19 protein-coding genes and 1 pseudogene are annotated in these 19233 nt (G+C 45.6%); 18 read left to right on the top strand and 2 right to left on the bottom strand.

The features are described from left to right. Positions 1–299: 299 nt before the first annotated feature. Positions 300–1583, bottom strand: a complete 1284-nt coding sequence (locus BMX69_RS19095; protein WP_100043239.1) for a LysM peptidoglycan-binding domain-containing protein — start codon at positions 1581–1583, stop codon at positions 300–302. A gap of 145 nt (positions 1584–1728) precedes the next feature. Between BMX69_RS19095 and BMX69_RS19090 the strand changes: the two are divergent. From BMX69_RS19090 to BMX69_RS19065, 6 genes and pseudogenes are all read left to right on the top strand, one after another. After that, positions 1729–2163 (top strand): annotated as a pseudogene (locus BMX69_RS19090) (glycosyl hydrolase family 18 protein); the annotation flags it as partial. Between the two features lie 89 nt (positions 2164–2252). After that, positions 2253–3233 (top strand): leucine-rich repeat protein, encoded by a 981-nt coding sequence (locus BMX69_RS19085; protein WP_054790407.1) that lies wholly within the window; start codon positions 2253–2255, stop codon positions 3231–3233. Positions 3234–3432: 199 nt separating this feature from the next. Next, entirely contained in the window at positions 3433–4752 is a 1320-nt protein-coding gene (locus tag BMX69_RS19080; protein ID WP_100043238.1) for a vWA domain-containing protein, read from the top strand. Between the two features lie 14 nt (positions 4753–4766). Next, positions 4767–6278, top strand: a complete 1512-nt coding sequence (locus BMX69_RS19075) for an ATP-binding protein (protein WP_100043237.1) — start codon at positions 4767–4769, stop codon at positions 6276–6278. Positions 6279–6332: 54 nt separating this feature from the next. Beyond that, a complete protein-coding gene (locus BMX69_RS19070) occupies positions 6333–6551 on the top strand; it encodes a DUF378 domain-containing protein (RefSeq protein ID WP_100043236.1) in 219 nt (72 codons plus the stop codon). Between the two features lie 291 nt (positions 6552–6842). Beyond that, positions 6843–7223: a zinc ribbon domain-containing protein gene (locus BMX69_RS19065; RefSeq protein WP_100043235.1), complete on the top strand. Its 381-nt coding sequence runs from the start codon at positions 6843–6845 to the stop codon at positions 7221–7223. Positions 7224–7249: 26 nt separating this feature from the next. Here the strand turns inward: BMX69_RS19065 and BMX69_RS19060 are convergent, their stop codons facing one another. Next, a complete protein-coding gene (locus BMX69_RS19060; RefSeq protein ID WP_100043234.1) occupies positions 7250–7822 on the bottom strand; it encodes a nitroreductase family protein in 573 nt (190 codons plus the stop codon). Positions 7823–7930: 108 nt separating this feature from the next. Between BMX69_RS19060 and BMX69_RS19055 the strand changes: the two genes are divergently transcribed. The 12 genes from BMX69_RS19055 to BMX69_RS19000 all read left to right on the top strand — a co-directional run bounded on the left by BMX69_RS19055 (position 7931) and on the right by BMX69_RS19000 (position 19187). Continuing rightward, positions 7931–8257, top strand: coding sequence for an MmcQ/YjbR family DNA-binding protein (locus BMX69_RS19055; RefSeq protein ID WP_100043233.1), 327 nt, complete (start codon positions 7931–7933; stop codon positions 8255–8257). Positions 8258–8600: 343 nt separating this feature from the next. Further along, positions 8601–8903: a hypothetical protein gene (locus BMX69_RS19050; protein ID WP_025230446.1), complete on the top strand. Its 303-nt coding sequence runs from the start codon at positions 8601–8603 to the stop codon at positions 8901–8903. 147 nt (positions 8904–9050) lie between these two features. Next, the gene (locus tag BMX69_RS19045; protein WP_054790409.1) at positions 9051–9797 is read left to right on the top strand and encodes an MBL fold metallo-hydrolase; all 747 of its coding nucleotides are present in this window, start codon (positions 9051–9053) and stop codon (positions 9795–9797) included. A 13-nt stretch (positions 9798–9810) separates the two neighbouring features. After that, positions 9811–10623 carry a threonine/serine exporter family protein gene (locus tag BMX69_RS19040; protein ID WP_054790410.1) on the top strand — a complete coding sequence of 271 codons (813 nt, stop codon included), beginning with the start codon at positions 9811–9813 and terminating at the stop codon, positions 10621–10623. After that, positions 10620–11075, top strand: a complete 456-nt coding sequence (locus BMX69_RS19035) for a threonine/serine exporter family protein (protein ID WP_100043232.1) — start codon at positions 10620–10622, stop codon at positions 11073–11075. The genes BMX69_RS19040 and BMX69_RS19035 overlap by 4 nt, the downstream gene beginning before the upstream one ends. A 22-nt stretch (positions 11076–11097) precedes the next feature. Further along, positions 11098–12387 (top strand): dihydroorotase, encoded by a 1290-nt coding sequence (locus tag BMX69_RS19030; protein ID WP_100043231.1) that lies wholly within the window; start codon positions 11098–11100, stop codon positions 12385–12387. Positions 12388–12420: 33 nt separating this feature from the next. Then, positions 12421–14028 carry a hypothetical protein gene (locus BMX69_RS19025; RefSeq protein WP_100043230.1) on the top strand — a complete coding sequence of 536 codons (1608 nt, stop codon included), beginning with the start codon at positions 12421–12423 and terminating at the stop codon, positions 14026–14028. A gap of 90 nt (positions 14029–14118) precedes the next feature. After that, on the top strand, positions 14119–14961 hold the full coding sequence (locus BMX69_RS19020) for an amino acid ABC transporter substrate-binding protein (protein ID WP_100043229.1): 843 nt from the start codon (positions 14119–14121) through the stop codon (positions 14959–14961). 172 nt (positions 14962–15133) lie between these two features. Continuing rightward, positions 15134–15784 carry an amino acid ABC transporter permease gene (locus tag BMX69_RS19015; protein WP_054790492.1) on the top strand — a complete coding sequence of 217 codons (651 nt, stop codon included), beginning with the start codon at positions 15134–15136 and terminating at the stop codon, positions 15782–15784. A 12-nt stretch (positions 15785–15796) separates the two neighbouring features. Then, complete coding sequence (locus tag BMX69_RS19010; protein ID WP_025230438.1) at positions 15797–16558, top strand: amino acid ABC transporter ATP-binding protein; 762 nt, start codon at positions 15797–15799, stop codon at positions 16556–16558. Positions 16559–16679: 121 nt separating this feature from the next. Then, positions 16680–17327, top strand: coding sequence for a hypothetical protein (locus BMX69_RS19005; protein WP_054790414.1), 648 nt, complete (start codon positions 16680–16682; stop codon positions 17325–17327). Between the two features lie 219 nt (positions 17328–17546). Continuing rightward, positions 17547–19187, top strand: a complete 1641-nt coding sequence (locus tag BMX69_RS19000) for an ABC-F family ATP-binding cassette domain-containing protein (protein WP_100043228.1) — start codon at positions 17547–17549, stop codon at positions 19185–19187. The last annotated feature ends 46 nt before the right edge of the window (positions 19188–19233 follow it).

Here is a 19233-nt window from a genome sequence, read left to right as displayed (position 1 = left end):
CCCTAATTCAATGCAGGAAAGGCATAAGTGGCGAGTGGGGATTTACCTGCGCCAGAAGGGGGGGGAACCCCTTCTGACAAGCTGCAATAGCAGCTATGAGGTTCTGCCCGGTGAAGCGGAGTACGCTGTGAGATAGTAGCAAAGTGAAATGAGAATATCCGAATAACTAAATTATGAAAGCGGGTATCCGGTATTTGATGTGACTCCAATGAGTTAGACCTAAAAATCTAGCTTATTGGGGTCAGTTCAATTCCCGGCCCGCTTTTAGAAAGTTCTTTACAAACTGCCTTCATGGACATTTATAACTTCTGAATGTAATATTGAGTATTAATAATAAGCCACATTCGGGTATCGAATCTCATAATAGTCCAAATCGATATACCTTGAAGATTATATTCCTCTATAAGTCCAGCCCTTGCATTAAAGCTTCTTGCATCTTTAAACCATACTACATGCAGAATCCCATCGCTATCAATATAGTAGAAGTATGATGACTGTGCGACTTCATTAAATTGTATTGGTATATTGTTTTCTGCTGCAATTTGTACCGCACTATTATTAGATATTACAACAGCTTCTGTAGCACCGGGAACATATGGAAGTGTCCAGTCATAACCCAGAGCGGTGACTCCTAGAAAAATTTTCTCGGAGGGAATGATGCTAACCACATAATCTAACAATTCTCTTAAGATATTAACCGGAAATATTGCGCTTGGATAGCTGTAAGACCTTGCCCAGTCATAAGAAGAAAATATAATTCCATCTGCATATTCAGATAATTTTGAATAGTCTAATCTTTCAAAATTGACGCCTGGGATATCTACATTCGTTGCCGGTGTAATGGTAACCAGTACCTTATAACCTTCTGAATGAAATATTGCAGAGGCTTTTTTCAAATATGCTGCAATGCTGTCTATGTTTCCATTGGTTACGTTTTCGGCATATATATTTATACCATAAAAACCTTTCGTTCTTAATATGTAAAGAGCGTTTTCAATAAAGCGATCCTGAACAGTAGGGTTATTTATAATATTATAGGTCACTTCACGGCTGACGATTCCCTCTTCCGTCATAGTGGAAATAAACATCATGGGTGCAACATCAAATGCTTTAGCTAGCTGTATAATTTCAGTATCGTCGGCATTTGAGATAATTTCGCCTTCACTTGTAGTCCTGTAATTGAATATCGTAAGATAAGTTAAGAAAGGAAGTGTTTTTATTAAAACAGATCTGTCTATATATGAAAAAGTATAACCAATAGTGGAAATTGTTCTTTTTCTATTCGTCTGATAGCTTATAACTATAGTTTCACCGGCATACAAAAATTCCATGTTGGAAAGATAGGGATTATTTCTTAATAATTCCATTGGTGTAGTACCATGCTGCTTTGCAATGCTCTCCAAAGAATCACCGGCCTGGACAGTATAAAGCACTTCAGGTTGAACAATCACAATTGTTTGGCCTGTTGCTAAATTTTCAGGGTTTGCTATTCCGTTTTCCAATATTAATCTGTCAACAGGGATATTGTAATATTCTGCTATTGAATTTATGGTTTCACCGGGTTGTACTACGTGTAGGTTCATGGATTCCCTCAATTGATTTTATTAATCTATTATATGCTAATCTTACATGTTCATAACATCATAGTGCAGATAATAATGTAGCTCAATAGTTTACGCAATAACTGGCTTAGGCAGTTGATGCAATTACATATGAGCTAACGGTCCATATACTTTCGGCCCTCCCATGGCAGTTGCCCCCATCAACATGGTCAGAAAAGTAGTGGAGTATGCCGTGACAGCCATCCCTACGGAGAAGATCAGCCTGGGAATCCCCAATTACGGATACGACTGGCCCCTGCCCTATGAGAGAGGGGTGACAAGGGCAAGGACCATAAATAACTTGGAGGCGATCCAGATTGCCATTGACCACGGTGTGGAGATCCAGTTTGACGAGGTTGCCATGTCCCCATATTTCCGTTATTGGCAATATGGAATTCAGCATGAGGTTTGGTTTGAGGATGTGAGAAGTTATAAGGCCAAGTTTGACTTAATCAAAGAATTCGGCTTAACCGGTGCCGGGTATTGGCAGCTCATGCAGTTTTTCCGGGCAAACTGGTTATTGCTGGAACAGATGTTTATTATTAAAAAGTTTGGAGAGTGATTTTACCTGTTTCCAGAAAAACGCCGTTGCATTTCTCCCTTTTTTCTGTTATATTGATGTGTTAAACGGTTAGTGGAGAGGATTTCAGGATGTTTTTATATCAGATAAAAGATGACCATGCACGGATTCTGGGTTGTCGGGGATATGACGGTTCCGTACGGATCCCGGAGAAGATTGGGGGCCGTCCGGTGACAGAGCTGGCTTCCTATGCATTCTCCGATGGTTGGGGGAAAAGAGAAATGCTTTCATTGGCAGGAAAAGAGATACGCCTGTGCGATGAAGAGGGCAACCCAATTGTAATAGAAGAAAAAGATATTCCGCCGGAGATAAGCTGTGAAGGGCTGATTGAGATATATCTGCCGGACACGATTAGGAAAATAGGAAATTATGCATTCTATAACTGTTATGAGTTAAGCCGTGTGGAGTGCTCGAGCTCCATCTTTGATGTAGGATCCGGACTTTTTACCGGCTGCACAGGGGTCCGGTTTTTAGATATTCATATGATCGAAGGAGAACGTTCCTGCATGAAGGAACTGCTTGCGGAACTGCGGCAGGAACTTTATGTAAACTATTATAGCGGCAAGGGGAATGCGAGGCTGGTTTTTCCCGAAATGTTTGAGGAGTCTGTGGAGCATACGCCAGCCAGAATCATCCTACGGGAAATGCATGGCTGCGGCCATATGTACCGTTACTGCTTTGATCAGACGGAGTTTCAGTTTCATAAATACGACGCACTGTTCCCTCATATCCTGGTGCAGGAGCCGGAGCGGGTGACTGCAGCCCTGGTTCTTGGAAGGCTTTATACTCCTTTGGAGCTTCTTGCAAAGGATAGGGAGGTATATGAGACTTACCTGATGGAACATTTTAAGGGAGCGGCGAGACTGGCGCTTGAGGAAAAGGACCCGGCCCTTTTCCTTTGGCTTGCCGGGCAGTACGGCCATAAACAGGAGGATTTTGACGGAATGGTTGACATGGCGGGAAGTGCAGACAAGCCTGAGATCCTAAGCGTCCTTATGAACCTTCGCCGCCAGCGCTTTAAAGCAGGAAAACGAAAGTTTTCCTTGATATAATTTAACCGAATCAAGTAAGTCCCCCACTTCAAATGCGAAAAACATTAAGTGGTGGGTGGGGACTTGCTTGTGTCAGGTGGAGTTCAAGCTCCACCTGCTAAGTAGCGATAGCTATATTCGGTTATGAGCAAGTAGCGAAGCGGATTGCGAATATCCGCTTGACTTAATGAAGGAAATAAAACAGAAAGAGGGTGGAACCATGATCGATCCGGTGAAACAAAGGCAGCTTGATGAACTGGCAGAGGTGGAACTGGGCCATGAGATCCTGACCAATGCCCGCAATGAACTTTATTTAAGCTTCCAGTATCTGGATGTAGCCCTAAACAGCCTTGGATTTGCGGCTGACTGGACAGGCCAGGGCTTAGGAACGGATGGGTTTGTGATCTATTATCAGCCGGAGCATTTGTTTTCCATATATAAGAGAAGCAGAACCCTGGTAAACCGGGCCTATCTGCATATGCTTTTCCACTGCCTGTTCTGCCATTTGAGTGGGAAAGGGGAACGGGAAAAGGAATACTGGGATCTTGCCTGCGATATCACCATAGAATCCATTTTGGATGGATTTTATGTGAAGCCCGTTTACCGGCACCAGACTCCTTACCGCAGGGAGGTCTACGGCAGAATGGCAGAAAAACGTAAGGTATTTACCGCTGAGGGAATTTATAAAGAGCTTCAGGATATGAGTCTGACCCCGGAACAATATGGACGGATGGCAGCAGAATTCTACGTGGATAACCATGACCGGTGGGAAGAGGAGGCCCCTCCGGGAGTTCAGATGGAGCGGCAGAATAAATGGCAGAACATCCGGGAAACCATGCAGACGGAAATGGAGTCTTTTGGAGAAAAGAATGAGGATTCATCAAGAAACCTATTGGAACAGGTGAAAATTGAAAACCGGGAAAAATATAATTACAGGCAGTTTTTAAGAAAGTTTGCGGTGTTAAGGGAGGAGGCAGAGATCGATCCGGATTCCTTTGACCCTGTGTTTTATACTTACGGCATGTCTCTTTACCGGAATATGCCTCTTATTGAGCCTCTGGAAACAAAGGAGGTTTATAAAATCGAGGATTTTGTGATCGTGATCGATACATCCATGTCCGTATCCGGGGATCTGGTACGGCATTTCCTTCAGGAAACCTATGGCGTCCTCGGGGAATCGGAAAGCTATTTCCGGAAGATCAATATCCATATCATCCAGTGTGATGAGGAAATCCGCTCTGATGTGACCATCACAAGCAGGGAGGAGATGAAAGATTATATGGAGCATTTCACATTATCCGGTTTTGGCGGAACGGATTTCCGACCGGCTTTCGAGTATGTGAACGGTCTTTTAAACAAAGGGGCTTTTAAGAAGCTCCGTGGCCTTTTGTATTTTACCGATGGAAAAGGGATATATCCGGTGAAAATGCCGCCCTATGATACGGCATTTGTCTTTATGGAGGACCAGTATGAGGACATTTCCGTACCAGGCTGGGCCATGAAAGTGATCCTGACAGAAGAGGATCTGGAAGTTACTTGACAGGAGATTTTATTATGAATATTAAACGAGCGAAAGAAGAAATTAAGAATACCATAGAAGCCTATCTGCTAAAGGATGAATACGGTGCTTATGAGATACCGGCGGTTCACCAAAGGCCGGTGTTTCTCATGGGACCTCCGGGAGTGGGAAAAACCCAGATCATGGAGCAGGTAGCAAGAGAATGCGGGATCGGCCTGGTGGCTTATACCATCACCCATCATACCCGCCAGAGTGCGGTGGGTCTTCCCTTTATCAATGAAAAGGAATTCGGCGGGAGTACTTACCGTGTAACAGAATACACCATGAGCGAGATCGTGGCTTCAATTTACAATAAGATCGAGAGCTCCGGCCTTAAGGAGGGGATCCTTTTTATTGACGAGATCAACTGTGTATCCGAAACCCTTGCGCCGACCATGCTCCAGTTTCTCCAGTATAAGACGTTCGGAAACCACAAGATTCCCGAAGGATGGGTTATCGTGACGGCTGGAAACCCGCCGGAATATAACAAATCGGTCAGAGACTTTGATGTGGTGACCTTAGACCGTATCAAGCTCATTCATGTAGAACCGGACTTTGAGGTATGGAAGGCTTATGCTTATGAGCAGGCCCTGCATCCAGCGGTTATTTCCTATCTGAATGCCAGGACCGAATACTTCTGCCGGATCGAAACTACGGTTGATGGAAAATTCTTTGCTACCCCCAGAGGCTGGGATGACTTATCAAAATTTATTGAAATTTATGAGCGCCTGGGCAAAAAAGTGGACCGGGATGTGGTGGGAGAGTATATCCAGTTTCCTAAAATCTCAAAGGATTTTACCAACTATCTGGATCTTTATTATAAGTACCGGGATGATTACCAGATCGATGAGATCTTGTCAGGAATCATCAGGGAGAGCCTGTGTGACAGGCTGAAACGGGCATCTTTTGATGAGAAGCTGAGTGTCATCGGCCTGCTGCTGTCCAGATTGGGTCAGAGCTTCCGCTCTGTGTCTGATCAGGGGGATAGAACCGGCCTTTTGATGGAAGAACTTAAAAAAATAAGTCCGGAATCCGAAAAAGGTCAGGATACCTCCATGGTGGCCCGTCTTGCCGAACTAAGGGATCAGTGGAATGGTGATTGGGACAGGAGAAGAAAAGCCGGCCTTTTAAGCAGGAGAGAAGATTATTTACGCCGGGATGTGGAGGCCCTTCTTCTTCAATATGAGGAAATCCTCCGAATGGAAGGAACCGGGAATGAGGCTCCCTGGGACCGGATACGGGAGTTGTTTGAGGAAGAAAACGCCAGATATGAGGCGCTTTTGGAAGAGGGTGGACAATCCCTGGAGCATGCCTTTGATTTTATGGAAGCCGCCTTCGGCGACGGACAGGAAATGGTGGTATTTATAACGGAATTAAATACCGGGTATCATAGCGTTAAATTTTTAAAAGAATACGATTGTGAACGATATTATCAATATAATGAACGGCTTTTATTCAAGGACAGGGAGAGTGATATAAAAGCCAGGATTGATAGTTTAGGAAAATAATGTATAAAAACAAAAAAACTACTCCATAATAAAGAAAGAAAAGGAGGTAGTGCCATGGGAAATAAAGCATTGAATTACACTGCTCTGACTATAGCCATAATTGGCGCGGTCAACTGGGGGCTGGTAGGTTTCTTTAACTTCAACCTGGTTTCATTTATTTTCGGCAGCATGACATGGATTACAAGAATCGTGTATGCTCTAGTAGGAATTTGCGGGTTGTACCTGATTACTTTTTATGGCCGTTCCGAGGCTGGAACAGAAGATAACCGATAATTTAAAGGGCATTGCAGCATGAGCAGATCACTTACCATGCGGTAATGCCCTCTCTCGTTATTATAAAACATAGAAAAGGTGCTGCAAAATGGCTATTTACGAATCATTTTGCAGCACCTTTATCTTATGCGTTCTTTTTTGTGAAACAGCTTATGTGAAAATCTTGTTTGCTTGTCCTGAATATGTCCTCATATGAGTTGTAAGCGATATGGAATTATGATAGAATTCATATAAATATCACATATCATGATAATCCATAGTCAAACCAGCATTCATTTTCAGGAGGAACTTATGTTTTTTATATGCGGCATGAGCCAGGGAAAGAAAATACTCGATTATACAAAAACAGTGATCTGCGGCCTGTGCGGAGGCTACGGCAGATACCAGGTATTTATGACTTACAGTTATTTCAGTATTTTTTTCATCCCCATCATAAAATGGGACAGACGTTATTACGTTCAAATGTCCTGCTGTAATACCCTTTACGAACTAAACTCTGAAAAAGGAAAAAGACTGTATCATAAAGAGTCTGTAGACATTAGTGAGCAGGATTTGACCCTGGTGCAGTCCGGCCATAGGAATTCAGACTGGAACCGGAAGCAATGTTCCTACTGCGGTTATGAAACCACAGAGGATTTTGAATATTGCCCCAAATGCGGACAGAGGTTTTAAAGTAACATGCACCTGCATGCCCTATGTCACCGTATGATGATATCATCAAGGGTTCTTTTTGGAACGTAGTGCACCTGATTCTCATCCCGGTAATAGCGAATATCCCCGTCCTCTTTCACTGGGACAAGGACCACTTCTTCCTTGGGCTTTCCAAGAGCAAGGACTAAATCTATGGAGTACCGTGATGGATCAATGGAAAGAGCTTCTGCCAGTTCACGTCTCCTTACATTTCCCAATATGCATCCGCCATATCCTTTTTCCACAGCCCCAAGCATGATGGTCTGGGCAGCAATTCCATCATCATACAGTTTATTTTTACCAAGGGACAGATCGCATAGAATGATGATGTAGGCAGATGGACGTTCCCCCTTTTCCGGTCCGTCCCAGTCCGGCAGAGCGCCGGCCCAGCTCAGGGTATCGAACACCTTGGAGTTTTCTTCCGGGGTGCTGCACAGCCGGAACTTAAGCGCCTGGGAATTGGCTGTTGAAGCGGTGAGCCTGGCTAGATCCACCAGCTCCCTTAAATCTTTTGTGGAAACCGCCTCATCCTCATAAAACCGTCGGAAGGTCCGGCATTTTAAAACCAGTTCTTTTAACATAGAATGTTCCTCCTGTTTTGTCTGTATTTTATCCGTTTTCTTATTTTAAAAGTATAGCAGGTATTGGTCCGGTCTGCAATGGCATGGGGAAGGAAGGGAGAGATAACGATGAAAACCAGAGCAGAATTGATTGCTTATTGCTTAACCTATCCTGATGTTTATGAAGATTATCCCTTTCGTGACCACCAGTGGGCCGTTATCCGGCACAGAAAAAACAAAAAGGTGTTTGCCTGGATCTATGAGCGGGATGGGATAGTCTGTATTAATCTAAAATGTGATCCGGAGTGGGTGGAGTTTTGGAGAAAGGCATTCTCCGGTGTACTTCCCGGGTATCATTTGAATAAAAAATATTGGAACACGGTCCTTCTTGACGGGACCGTACCGAAGGTAGATATCTGTCGAATGATAGGGGAAAGTTTTGATCTGACTATTTGATTTTTCCAGTTTTGCCGGAAAAATAGTGGTTAAAATTAACAAAAAAATATTATAAAATGAATTATTATTGTCACATTTTCAGAGTAGACAAAATTAAAACTAGTAAAATAAAATAAATTCAAGAGCAAAATTTCATAATTTATTATGAGGCCATCCGGCTCCAGTTGTAATTAATTTTTAGATTTTGCCTGTTTTTGGCTGGGAAAAATAGCGAGTTGGAATCATTGACTTTATTTCCTCAAGGTGCTAAACTGAGACTCGGTTTCAAGTACATAGGACAACATGGAACCAAGACAGATTTATGTAACAATAACACCTATGTATCGCAAGGAGGAGAATAATTATGAAATTAACAGCAAAAAAACTGGTACTTACAGGCGTAGCCGTATTAACAATGGCATCTATCTCTGCATGTGGAAGCACAAAGACTGCTGAAACAACAGCAGCTACTGAGGCTACTGTAGAGGCTACAACAGAAGCAGTTACAACAGAGAACGAAACAACAGAAGTTGTAGAAGAATCCGAAACAGAAGAAGTTACCTTAGATGAAGCTTCTGATGAAGAAAGCAGCGAAGATGCAGCAGCAGATGAAGTAGAAACAGAGGATGCAGCAGCAGAAGTTGAATCCACAAAAGCAGCAAACTAATCGTCAGAACGACTGATTCGATCAGGAATGCTAAATTTCCGGAGCGGGGACAATTGTCCCCGCTCTTTTTGCGTCCTCCTGCTATGCAGAGTGATGGCAGTTGTGATATAATTTTTCCAAATAACCTTTAAAAGGAGGCCTTTTCCAATGAAAATCACCTATATCCATCACAGTGCATTTCTGGTGGAGCTTGAGACAGTAACTCTGCTGTTCGATTATACAGAGGGTACTCTGCCAAAAATCAATGATAAGAAACCTCTGCTTGTTTTTGCAAGCCACCGGCACGGGGATCATTATTCCGAAAAAATTCTGGAGCTTATAAAGGAGCATGAGAAGACCAGGTACATTCTCTCCGATGATATCCCAAAGGGACGTCTGCCCAAAGAGCTTCTCGATGAGGTGGTCTTTATGAAGCCCGGGGAAAAGATCTGCTTTTCTAATTCAGAAGGAAATCTCACAGGCCCTATCCCTGCAGAAGAAATGGCTGATGCAGAGGTTCTGACCCTCCGTTCCACCGATGAAGGCGTTGCATTTCTTGTGAAAGCGGAAGGAAAGGTCATTTACCATGCCGGAGATCTAAACAACTGGAGATGGGAAGGGGAACCGGACAGCTGGAATGACCAGATGGCAAAGCAGTATTCTGGGGAAGTGGATAAGCTGTCAGATATGCACATAGATGCAGCTTTTCTCCCGCTTGACCCCAGACAGGAGAAGGCCTTTCCTCTCGGCTTTGACGAATTCATGAGAAAGACCCGGGTAAGCCATGCATTTCCCATGCACTTCTGGGGAGATTTTTCTGTGATCGGCAGGTTAAAGGACATGGATATTTCCGCGCTTTACCGGGACCGGATCGTGGAGCTCCATGAAGACGGGGAATGCTTTGAAATCGGGTAGGAGACAGGTTTTTATGGAAAACGAGAAGGAACAGCCAGGGGAACTGACCCTTAAGGAGCAGAGAGAGGTTTTAGAGGCCGCCATGCAGGCAGGGCATATTCTGCTGGAAAATGGGGCGGAGATCTTCCGGGTGGAGGAGACTATGGAGCGGATCTGCTGTCACTATGGGATCCGGTCCGGGAATTCTTTTGTTCTAAGCAATGGAATTTTTACGACTTCAGGCAATGAGAGAGAGGAAATATTTGCAAAGGTGCAGCATATTCCGGTGAGCGGAACCCATTTGGACCGGGTTGCGGCGGTAAACCAGCTATCCAGGGAAATTGAGACAGGCTTATTAAGCCCCGGAGATGTGAGGCACCGGCTGGACCAGATCCGGGTCATGCCGGGAAAACCAAGAACCATGCAGATCCTTGCCTCCGGTGTTGGAAGCGCCTGTTTTTGTTATCTGTTTGGAGGAACCCTAAGGGACGGTTTATCGGCCTTTGGCTCCGGGATTCTTCTATATGTATATGTGATTTTTCTAAGCAGCCCCCATCTCTCAAAGATCGTAGGAAACATCGGGGGAGGAGCCCTGGTTACATTTTTGTGTACAGTTCTTTATCTGCTTCATTTTGGAGAGAATTTGAATTTTATGATTATTGGTTCCATTATGCCCCTGATTCCTGGAGTTGCCTTTACCAATGCCATCCGGGATATTGCAGACGGAGATTATATCTCGGGTTCCGTCCGGATGATTGATGCACTGCTGGTATTTTTCTGCATAGCTATGGGTGTTGGGATGGTTTTCAGCCTGTTCCACCGGCTGACGGGAGGTGTGCTTCTATGAGTGTGTTTATGGAAGCCGCCGCTGCGGTTGTTGGTACGGTTGCTTTTTCCCTTTTGTTTGGGGTTCCCGCCAGGTTTTATCCATACTGTGGGCTGATCGGAGGAGCAGGCTGGCTGGTCTATGGGGGGCTCATGAATGGACTGACGGCTCCGTCGGCCGCTTTGGCGGCCACCATTGTGGTGATTTTTCTTTCCAGGACTTTTGCTGTAAGGGAACGATGTCCTGTCACTATATTTTTAATATCCGGTATTTTTCCCCTGGTGCCCGGGGCGGGAATATACTGGACGGCTTATTATATTGTGACGGATGAACTGGCGCTGGCAGTTCGGACCGGTTTTCTTGCATGTAAGGTGGCGGTTGCCATTGTACTTGGCATTGTATTTGTATTTGAGCTGCCCCAGAAATTTTTTACATTTGCTGCAAAGAAACAGGAGGAAGTGGACGATAGATAAGAAAGAAAGGTAGGAATAGAAGATGATATGGATTAAAAATGCTCATGTAGTCGACCCTGGGAATCAGGTGGAAGGAACTATGGATATCTGCATTGCAGATGGGAAGATTGTCGGTATGGGAGAACAGCTTAAGATGGATGCCCTTCCCGTTTCAAAGGAGGATGTAGTAATCGATGCTTCCGGTTTTATCGTTGCCCCTGGGTTTGTAGATGTCCATGTTCATTTCCGGGATCCCGGTCTTACTTATAAAGAGGATATACAGACCGGAGCCAGAGCGGCGGCAAAAGGTGGGTTTACAGCAGTTGTTTGTATGGCAAATACAAGGCCTCCCGTAGATAATGTGGAAACCCTTCAGTATGTGATGAGGGAAGGGAAGAAAACAGGCATCCACGTGCTGCAGGCTGCAGCTGTATCGAAGGGACTTCTTGGCAGAGAGCTGACGGATATGGAGGAATTAAAAAACCAGGGGGCGGTGGGATTTACCGATGACGGGATTCCCCTCCTTGATGAGAAGCTGGTAAAAGAAGCTATGGAACGTGCGGTAAAGCTTAACGTTCCCTTGAGCTTTCACGAGGAAGATCCTGCTTTTATCGTAAACAATGGCATCAACCATGGCAAAGTATCCGAGCAGCTTGGAATTTTCGGTTCCCCGGCTTTGGCGGAGGACTGCCTGGTTGCCCGGGACTGTATGATTGCCCTTCACACCGGCGCGGCGGTAGATATCCAGCATATCAGTTCCGCCGCCTCCGTTAAGATGGTAAAGCTTGCAAAAGAGCTGGGGGCTAAAGTGTATGCGGAAGTGACACCCCATCATTTCACCCTGACAGAGGAAGCGGTATTAAAGCATGGGACCCTGGCAAAAATGAATCCTCCCCTTCGGACGGAAGAGGATCGTAAGGCCATAATTCAGGGTCTAAAGGACGGAAGTATTGATATCATTGCCACGGATCACGCTCCCCACAGTGCCGAGGAAAAGTCAAAGGAACTGACTGAGGCCCCAAGCGGGATCATCGGGCTTGAAACTGCGCTGGGGCTTGGTGTGACAAACTTAGTCCGGCCCGGACATCTGACCATGATGGAGCTGATGGAAAAGATGAGTCTAAATCCTTCGATGCTGTACCGGCTGGATTTTGGCTGCATAAAGGAGGAATGTGCTGCGGATCTGGTGATTTTTGACCCCAATGAGGAATGGACAGTAGGAGAATATGCCTCCAAGTCTTCCAATTCCCCGTTTACAGGAGAACGATTGTTTGGAAAGGTGAAATATACCATCTGCGGCGGACGGATCGTTTATCAGGATGAAAAAGACTGATGGATGTGAAAGGAGCCAAAAGGGAGTGATAACATGGAGATAAAGGCACAGGATCTGCCGTCTGCTGCGGCTCCCAAAGGCGAACCTGCAGCCGTGGATATTCAGCGGGCTGTAGAGGAAGCAGATATAAAGGGAAGGATCGAGGCCAGTGAGCGGTTTATGGAAGAACTGAGCCGAAGCGTAGAGGAAAACCGTGAGAAAAGGAGTGAGGAGGGCGGGGAAGATAAGAGGGAAACAAGATCTGCCCGTGATACTGCCGCTCTGTCAGATGAAAGCGCCTATTATAAGCTGAGCGCTGATGAGCTTTCTGATCTTGATAAAATGTGGGGAAAGGAAGAGGCTGATTTGGCATGGGAGGATATTCTGTCGTGGAGTCCGTCTGCCTTAAAGCCCTTCCCTGAGGAACTGGAGTATCTTGCATTGATTTATAAGGATCTGCTGCAGGCCATCCTTGAGAATACGACTGCAGGAGTGCAGGAGGATCAGCTTTCCGCACTGGAATCCGCATTATCGGAAATCCTTATGAAGGTGCTTGAGTCACGTATGGGGGAACTGAAAATCCTCTTTGGGAGTTTCGGGTCCCCAAGCTCCATGGCAGCCTTAAAGGCTGCGCTTTACCGCAGTGTTACAGGAAATACTCTAAGCAGCGGAGAATTGCATAGGGTTTTTGAGGAGCAGGAAAGTGCCGGAGATACGGTTAAAATAAATCCGGGCAGCATTAGAATCCCGGTAAATGAATCCGGAAATGAAGCAGAGCAAGGAATGATCTATCAGCCCGCCGGGGAGGGACGGATAAAGAATGATCCCCGGTATACCTGGCGGATGCGAAGGGAGGTTCCGCTGTCCGTCCTGGAAGGGAGCGGTTTTCCGGGGAGTAAGACATATGGTGCCAAGGCCTCCATTACCTCCATGGGGAAAAATACGGTCTATTCTCCTTCGGATCTTGAATCGGCGGAGGCTTTTGCCGGGTATATAAATCATAAGGGAAATTTGTTAAGGGGCTCCGGGCTTTCAGGAGGAAGCGAGGAGCTTTATGGGTTTCTGGCTGCGCTGATGGCGATTAAATCCCAAACCTTTGGGGCTTATTCCGGGATCAACAAAGGACTTGCTGCTGATCTGCGGGAGGCGGTTGACCGAATGATCGATTACTACATACAGGAAGCGTTTCGGCAGTCTGAGGGCGCCATGAAAAGGCTGGGGGGCAGGAATGTCCTCTTTCAGCCCAGGTCTGCTTATAAAATCTATTATTATATGTTGAACCTCTATCAGACCACCAGAGATCTGCGGGAGACCGCAAATAAGGGGATAAAACATGCCTATCAGCAGTTTTTAAAGGATAAGGAATGTCCGGAAGGCAAGGATGATTACGGATCCTTTTTTACAAAGGACAAAAGGGATCCAAGGGAGGACTGGAAAGAGGGCAAGAAAATAGTAGAACGGGACTGGAAGGAATTTCTGTCCTTTATGGGAAGAGAGGATTTGGGCGGGATTCCCTTAGGAATCATGGAATTAAGTCCCTGGGGAATGCTTGCGGAGCCGGAGCTGGCTTCCAGAGAAAGGGGAAGTACCATAAGTCCTGTCTTCCTGGGGGGAGCTGCGTTTGCAATTCTCATCCTGGTTTTATTTATGTTCTTTTTTTGAAACTGATTTTTAATTGTAAATTTCTTCTTTACAGAAACACTTTAGTGTGCTACCATGGTAACACATGAAAAGCAAGAGGAGGATGCAATTATGAAAAAAGGAATTATAATAGCAGCAGTGTTAGGAGCGGCAGTCCTGCTTGGCGGCTGTTCCGGGCAAAAGAGCGAAGTTACGGCTTCTGCGTCTTCCGATACCACTGCAGCAACAGCAAAAGAGACTGGAAAAGAATCAGAATCAGGCGCTGATACATTTACCGTTGGATTTGACCAGGATTTCCCTCCGATGGGTTTTGTCGGAGACAATGGAGAATATACTGGCTTTGACTTAGAACTGGCACAGGAGGTTGCAAACCGCCTTGGCAGGAAATTTGTTCCCCAGCCCATTGCCTGGGATGCCAAGGATATGGAGCTGGAGGCAGGAAATATTGACTGCATCTGGAATGGCTTTACCATTACAGGCCGTGAAGACGGCTATACCTGGACAAAGCCCTATATGGAAAACAGCCAGGTGTTTGTAGTGGGTAAGGACTCCGGCATTAAGACCTTAGCTGACTTATCAGGAAAGATCGTTGAGGTTCAGGCGGATTCCTCTGCGGAAAAGGCACTGCAGGCGGATGGAAAGCTGGCCGAAACCTTTGGAACCCTTCAGACAACACCGGATTACAACACCGCATTTATGGACCTGGAGATGGGGGCCGTGGATGCCATTGCAATGGATGTGATTGTGGCAGGATACCAGATCGAGCAGAGGAAGGCGGATTTTATTATACTGGATGAGGCCCTTGCTGCTGAAGAATACGGCGTTGGATTTAAGAAAGGCAATGACACCTTAAGAGATCAGGTCCAGGAACAGTTAGAGGCCATGGCAGCTGACGGGACCCTTAAAAAGATCTCAGAAAAATGGTTTGGCAAGGATGTAACCACAGTTAAATAATCAAATACTCAGCTAAATACCAAGAAGTATTAGACCTTACAGCATTTGCCAGATGCAGAATGCAAGCATTCCTGCACCTGGCTCATTGCTTGCAGAAATAAAGATATTAAAACGGGTTCCGGTTCCCCTGCCATGGGCCGGACCCTATTTTTTAGAACATGGAGGAGAAATCATGGCTTTAACGAAGATATTTTTACAATTGGCAGGGGGAATGTGGGTCAGCATCCAGATATTTGTAGTGACGCTGGTCTTTTCTCTGCCCCTGGGACTTTTGGTATCCTTTGGAAGGATGTCTAAAAACCCTGTCATTCAGGCCATTGTTAAATTCTATATTTCAGTCATGAGGGGAACTCCATTGATGCTGCAGCTGATGGTGGTGTATTTCGGACCATACTATTTATTCGGTATAAAGGTCGGGAACGGGTACCGCCTCTGGGCTGCATTTATTGGCTTTGTCATCAACTACGCAGCGTATTTTGCGGAAATATACCGGAGCGGGATCCAATCCATGCCGGTGGGACAGTATGAAGCGGCAAAGCTATTAGGCTATACAAAGGCCCAGACCTTTTTCCGTATCATATTTCCCCAGGTGGTGAAGCGGATCCTGCCGTCTGTGACCAATGAGGTCATTACTCTGGTCAAGGACACCTCCCTGGCTTTTTCCATCAGCGTTTTAGAGATGTTTGCAGTTGCTAAGGCTCTGGCCTCATCCCAGACAAGCCTTATTCCTTTTGTGGCAGCAGGCCTGTTTTATTATATCTTTAACCTTATCGTGGCAATTGGGATGGAATACATAGAAAAGCGGTTGAACTATTATCAATAGGAGGAAGAAAAGATGTACTTACTGGAAATGAACCATGTAAAAAAAGCGTTTGATGGCCAGGGCGTGCTTCGGGATATTTCCCTGTCGGTAAAGGAAGGCGAGATCGTTTCCATCATCGGTCCCTCCGGTTCGGGAAAGTCCACCCTGCTTCGGTGCGCTACCATGCTGGAAGAGATGGATGGGGGAGAACTTAATTATCTGGGAGAAAAGGCTGCATGGAACGGACCCGACGGAAAGGCCATCTATGCCAAAGGGGAAAGACGAAAGGAAATCCAGAAGAATTACGGCCTGGTATTCCAGAACTTTCATTTATTTCCCCATATGACGGTTTTAAAAAACATTACCGATGCGCCGGTTCATGTGCAGAAACGGGATAAGGAAGAGGTTTTTTCCGAGGCCATGAAGCTTCTTAAAAAGATGGGACTGGAGGATAAGGCAGAAGCATATCCCTGCCAGCTTTCCGGAGGGCAGTGCCAGCGGGTAGCCATAGCAAGGGCACTTGCCCTCAATCCCAGGATCCTGTTTTTTGATGAACCGACTTCCGCTCTGGATCCGGAGCTTACGGGAGAGGTATTAAAGGTCATTAAATCCCTTGCAGACATGCATATCACCATGGTCATAGTGACTCATGAGATGGCCTTTGCCAGGGATATCTCAGACAGGATCATCTTTATGGCTGACGGCGTGATCGTAGAGGAAGGAACTCCGGAAGAGGTATTTTCCTCCAGCAATGAGCGGACCCAGAGCTTCCTTGGAAGGTATGGAGAGGGTTGAAATTACCAATTTTAGGCAATTTGTAAAATTAATTAAGGAAAAAGATAAAGATTTTTCACAATCGGATGATATACTAAATGTGGAATCATAGGTGATTTAGGAAAGAAAGAAGAGGATGCTTATGAAGAAAACATGGATTATGGCAGTAGCTGTCTGTGCGGCAGTTTTATTTACAGCCTGTGGAAAATCTACAAAGAATACAGAAAGTGTGGCAAATACGGTAACGGAAAGTACGGCCCCCAGCTCTGAGAGTACGGGAGATGTAAGCCAGGAAGCGCCGGGCAACGGGGCAGAATTTAAGATACTAGCCGGCACGGTCAAAAAGGTTGGGGACAACTTAGAAAGCATGACCGTGGAGAACGGCGGCAAGGAAATGTCCTTTGACTTAAGCGGTACGGTTGTGGAGACCTCCTATGCGCTTGAGCCGGAGGTGTCAGTTTCCGTTATCTATAAAGGAGAAATTTCCGGCTCGGATGCTTCTAATGCCAAACCTGTCCTGGTATTGGACGGGCAGGAGAACATGAAGGTGCAGGAAGTGACCGGAAGCGTTATGGACCAGGCCATGAGTACCTTTACCATTAAGACGGAATCCGGCGAAGAGATTGGATTTATCAAGGACAACTGCGAGGGTCTGGACACTGATGTGCTTGGAACCGCCACCGATGGCAGCAATGGAAGCGGGGCCATGGTAAAGGTGACCTATGTGACCGTTGACTATGACGCAGGAAGCAAATCCAACTTCCCCTTAAGGGTGGAAGCCGCAAAGTAAAATGATTAAAATCCCGAATATGCAGGCATAATTTAATCCATGGAGACAAGCATTTCATAAGCCGAAGGCGTGATGAACTTCTTTTTCCAAGATAAAAAGCTTGCAAATTCGGGATTTTCATGTACAATAATAGAGATGACAGAAGAAGGGGCCAATGGACCCCTATTTTGATGATTTTGGCTAGAGAACGATAACCAGATTGCAGAAAGGGAATTTAAGATGATCAGTGCACATAACGTAACATTAAGACTCGGGAAAAAAGCATTGTTTGAAGAGGTGAACATAAAGTTTACTGAAGGCAACTGCTACGGGATGATTGGCGCCAATGGCGCGGGAAAATCCACTTTCCTTAAAATACTTTCCGGTGAATTGGAGCCGACAAACGGCGATATCGTCATAACGCCGGGACAGAGACTTTCCTTCTTAAAACAGGACCACTTTAAATATGACGGCTTCCAGGTGCTTGACACTGTTATTATGGGAAATGCCAGGCTTTATGAGATCATGAAAGAAAAAGATGCCATCTACATGAAAGAAGATTTCACCGATGAAGACGGTATCAAGGCAGCGGACTTAGAAGGTGAATTCGCTACCATGAACGGCTGGGAGGCAGAATCCGATGCGGCAAACCTCTTAAACGGCCTGGGAATCGATACAGATCTTCACTACAAATATATGAGTGAATTAAACGGTGCTGAAAAGGTTAAGGTGCTTCTTGCCCAGGCTCTGTTCGGAAACCCGGACATCCTGCTTCTTGATGAGCCTACCAACCATTTGGATCTGGATGCCATTGCATGGCTTGAGGAATTCCTTATTAACTTTGAAAATACGGTAATCGTGGTTTCCCATGACCGTTACTTCTTAAATAAAGTCTGCACCCATATCGCAGATATTGATTACAGTAAAATCCAGCTTTATGCTGGTAACTACGACTTCTGGTATGAGTCCAGCCAGCTGATGGTAAAGCAGATGAAGGAAGCCAACCGGAAAAAGGAAGAAAAGATCAAGGAGCTGCAGGAATTTATCCAGCGTTTCTCCGCCAATGCTTCCAAATCCAAGCAGGCGACTTCCAGAAAGCGTGCGTTGGAGAAAATCGAACTGGATGACATCAAACCTTCCAGCCGTAAATATCCATACATTGATTTCCGTCCGGCCCGTGAAATCGGCAATGAGGTTATAACTGTTAATAATTTATCAAAGACCATTGACGGAGTAAAGGTTTTAGACAATATCTCCTTTACCTTAACCCGTGAGGATAAGGTGGCTCTGGTGGGACCCAATGAGATGGCAAAGACCATTCTCTTCAAGATTCTTGCTGGGGAAATGGAGCCTGATGAGGGAGAGTACAAATGGGGCCTTACCACCAGCCAGTGCTATTTCCCGAAGGACAACACAGCGGAGTTTGCTAACGATGATACCATCGTTGACTGGCTGACCCAGTATTCTCCGGAAAAGGAAGCCACTTATGTGCGCGGATTCCTTGGCCGTATGCTGTTTGCCGGAGAGGATGGCGTAAAAAAGGTACGGGTATTGTCCGGTGGAGAAAAGGTGCGCTGCATGCTTTCCAAGCTGATGATTTCCGGTGCTAACGTGCTGATGCTTGACGAGCCTACGGACCATTTGGATATGGAGTCTATCACGGCACTCAATAATGGTCTGGTAAAATTCCAGGGAGTTCTGATTTTTTCCTCCCGTGACCACCAGATCGTTGAGACAACGGCTAACCGTATTATGGAGATCGTAAACGGACAGCTGATCGATAAGATCACCACCTATGACGAGTATCTGGCAAGTGATGAAATGGCTCGTAAGAGACAGGTATTTACCTTGTCAGAAGAACAAGTTGAAGAAAACGAATAATAAATATTTAGGCAGACGCAGCAGTTCTGGCATAAGAGTATCAGGC

The sequence above is a fragment of the Lacrimispora sphenoides JCM 1415 genome, assembly GCF_900105615.1.
In the GTDB taxonomy this organism is placed as follows: domain Bacteria; phylum Bacillota; class Clostridia; order Lachnospirales; family Lachnospiraceae; genus Lacrimispora; species Lacrimispora sphenoides.
Note: the sequence above shows the minus strand (reverse complement) of the source record. Positions and strands in the feature narration are given on the sequence as shown.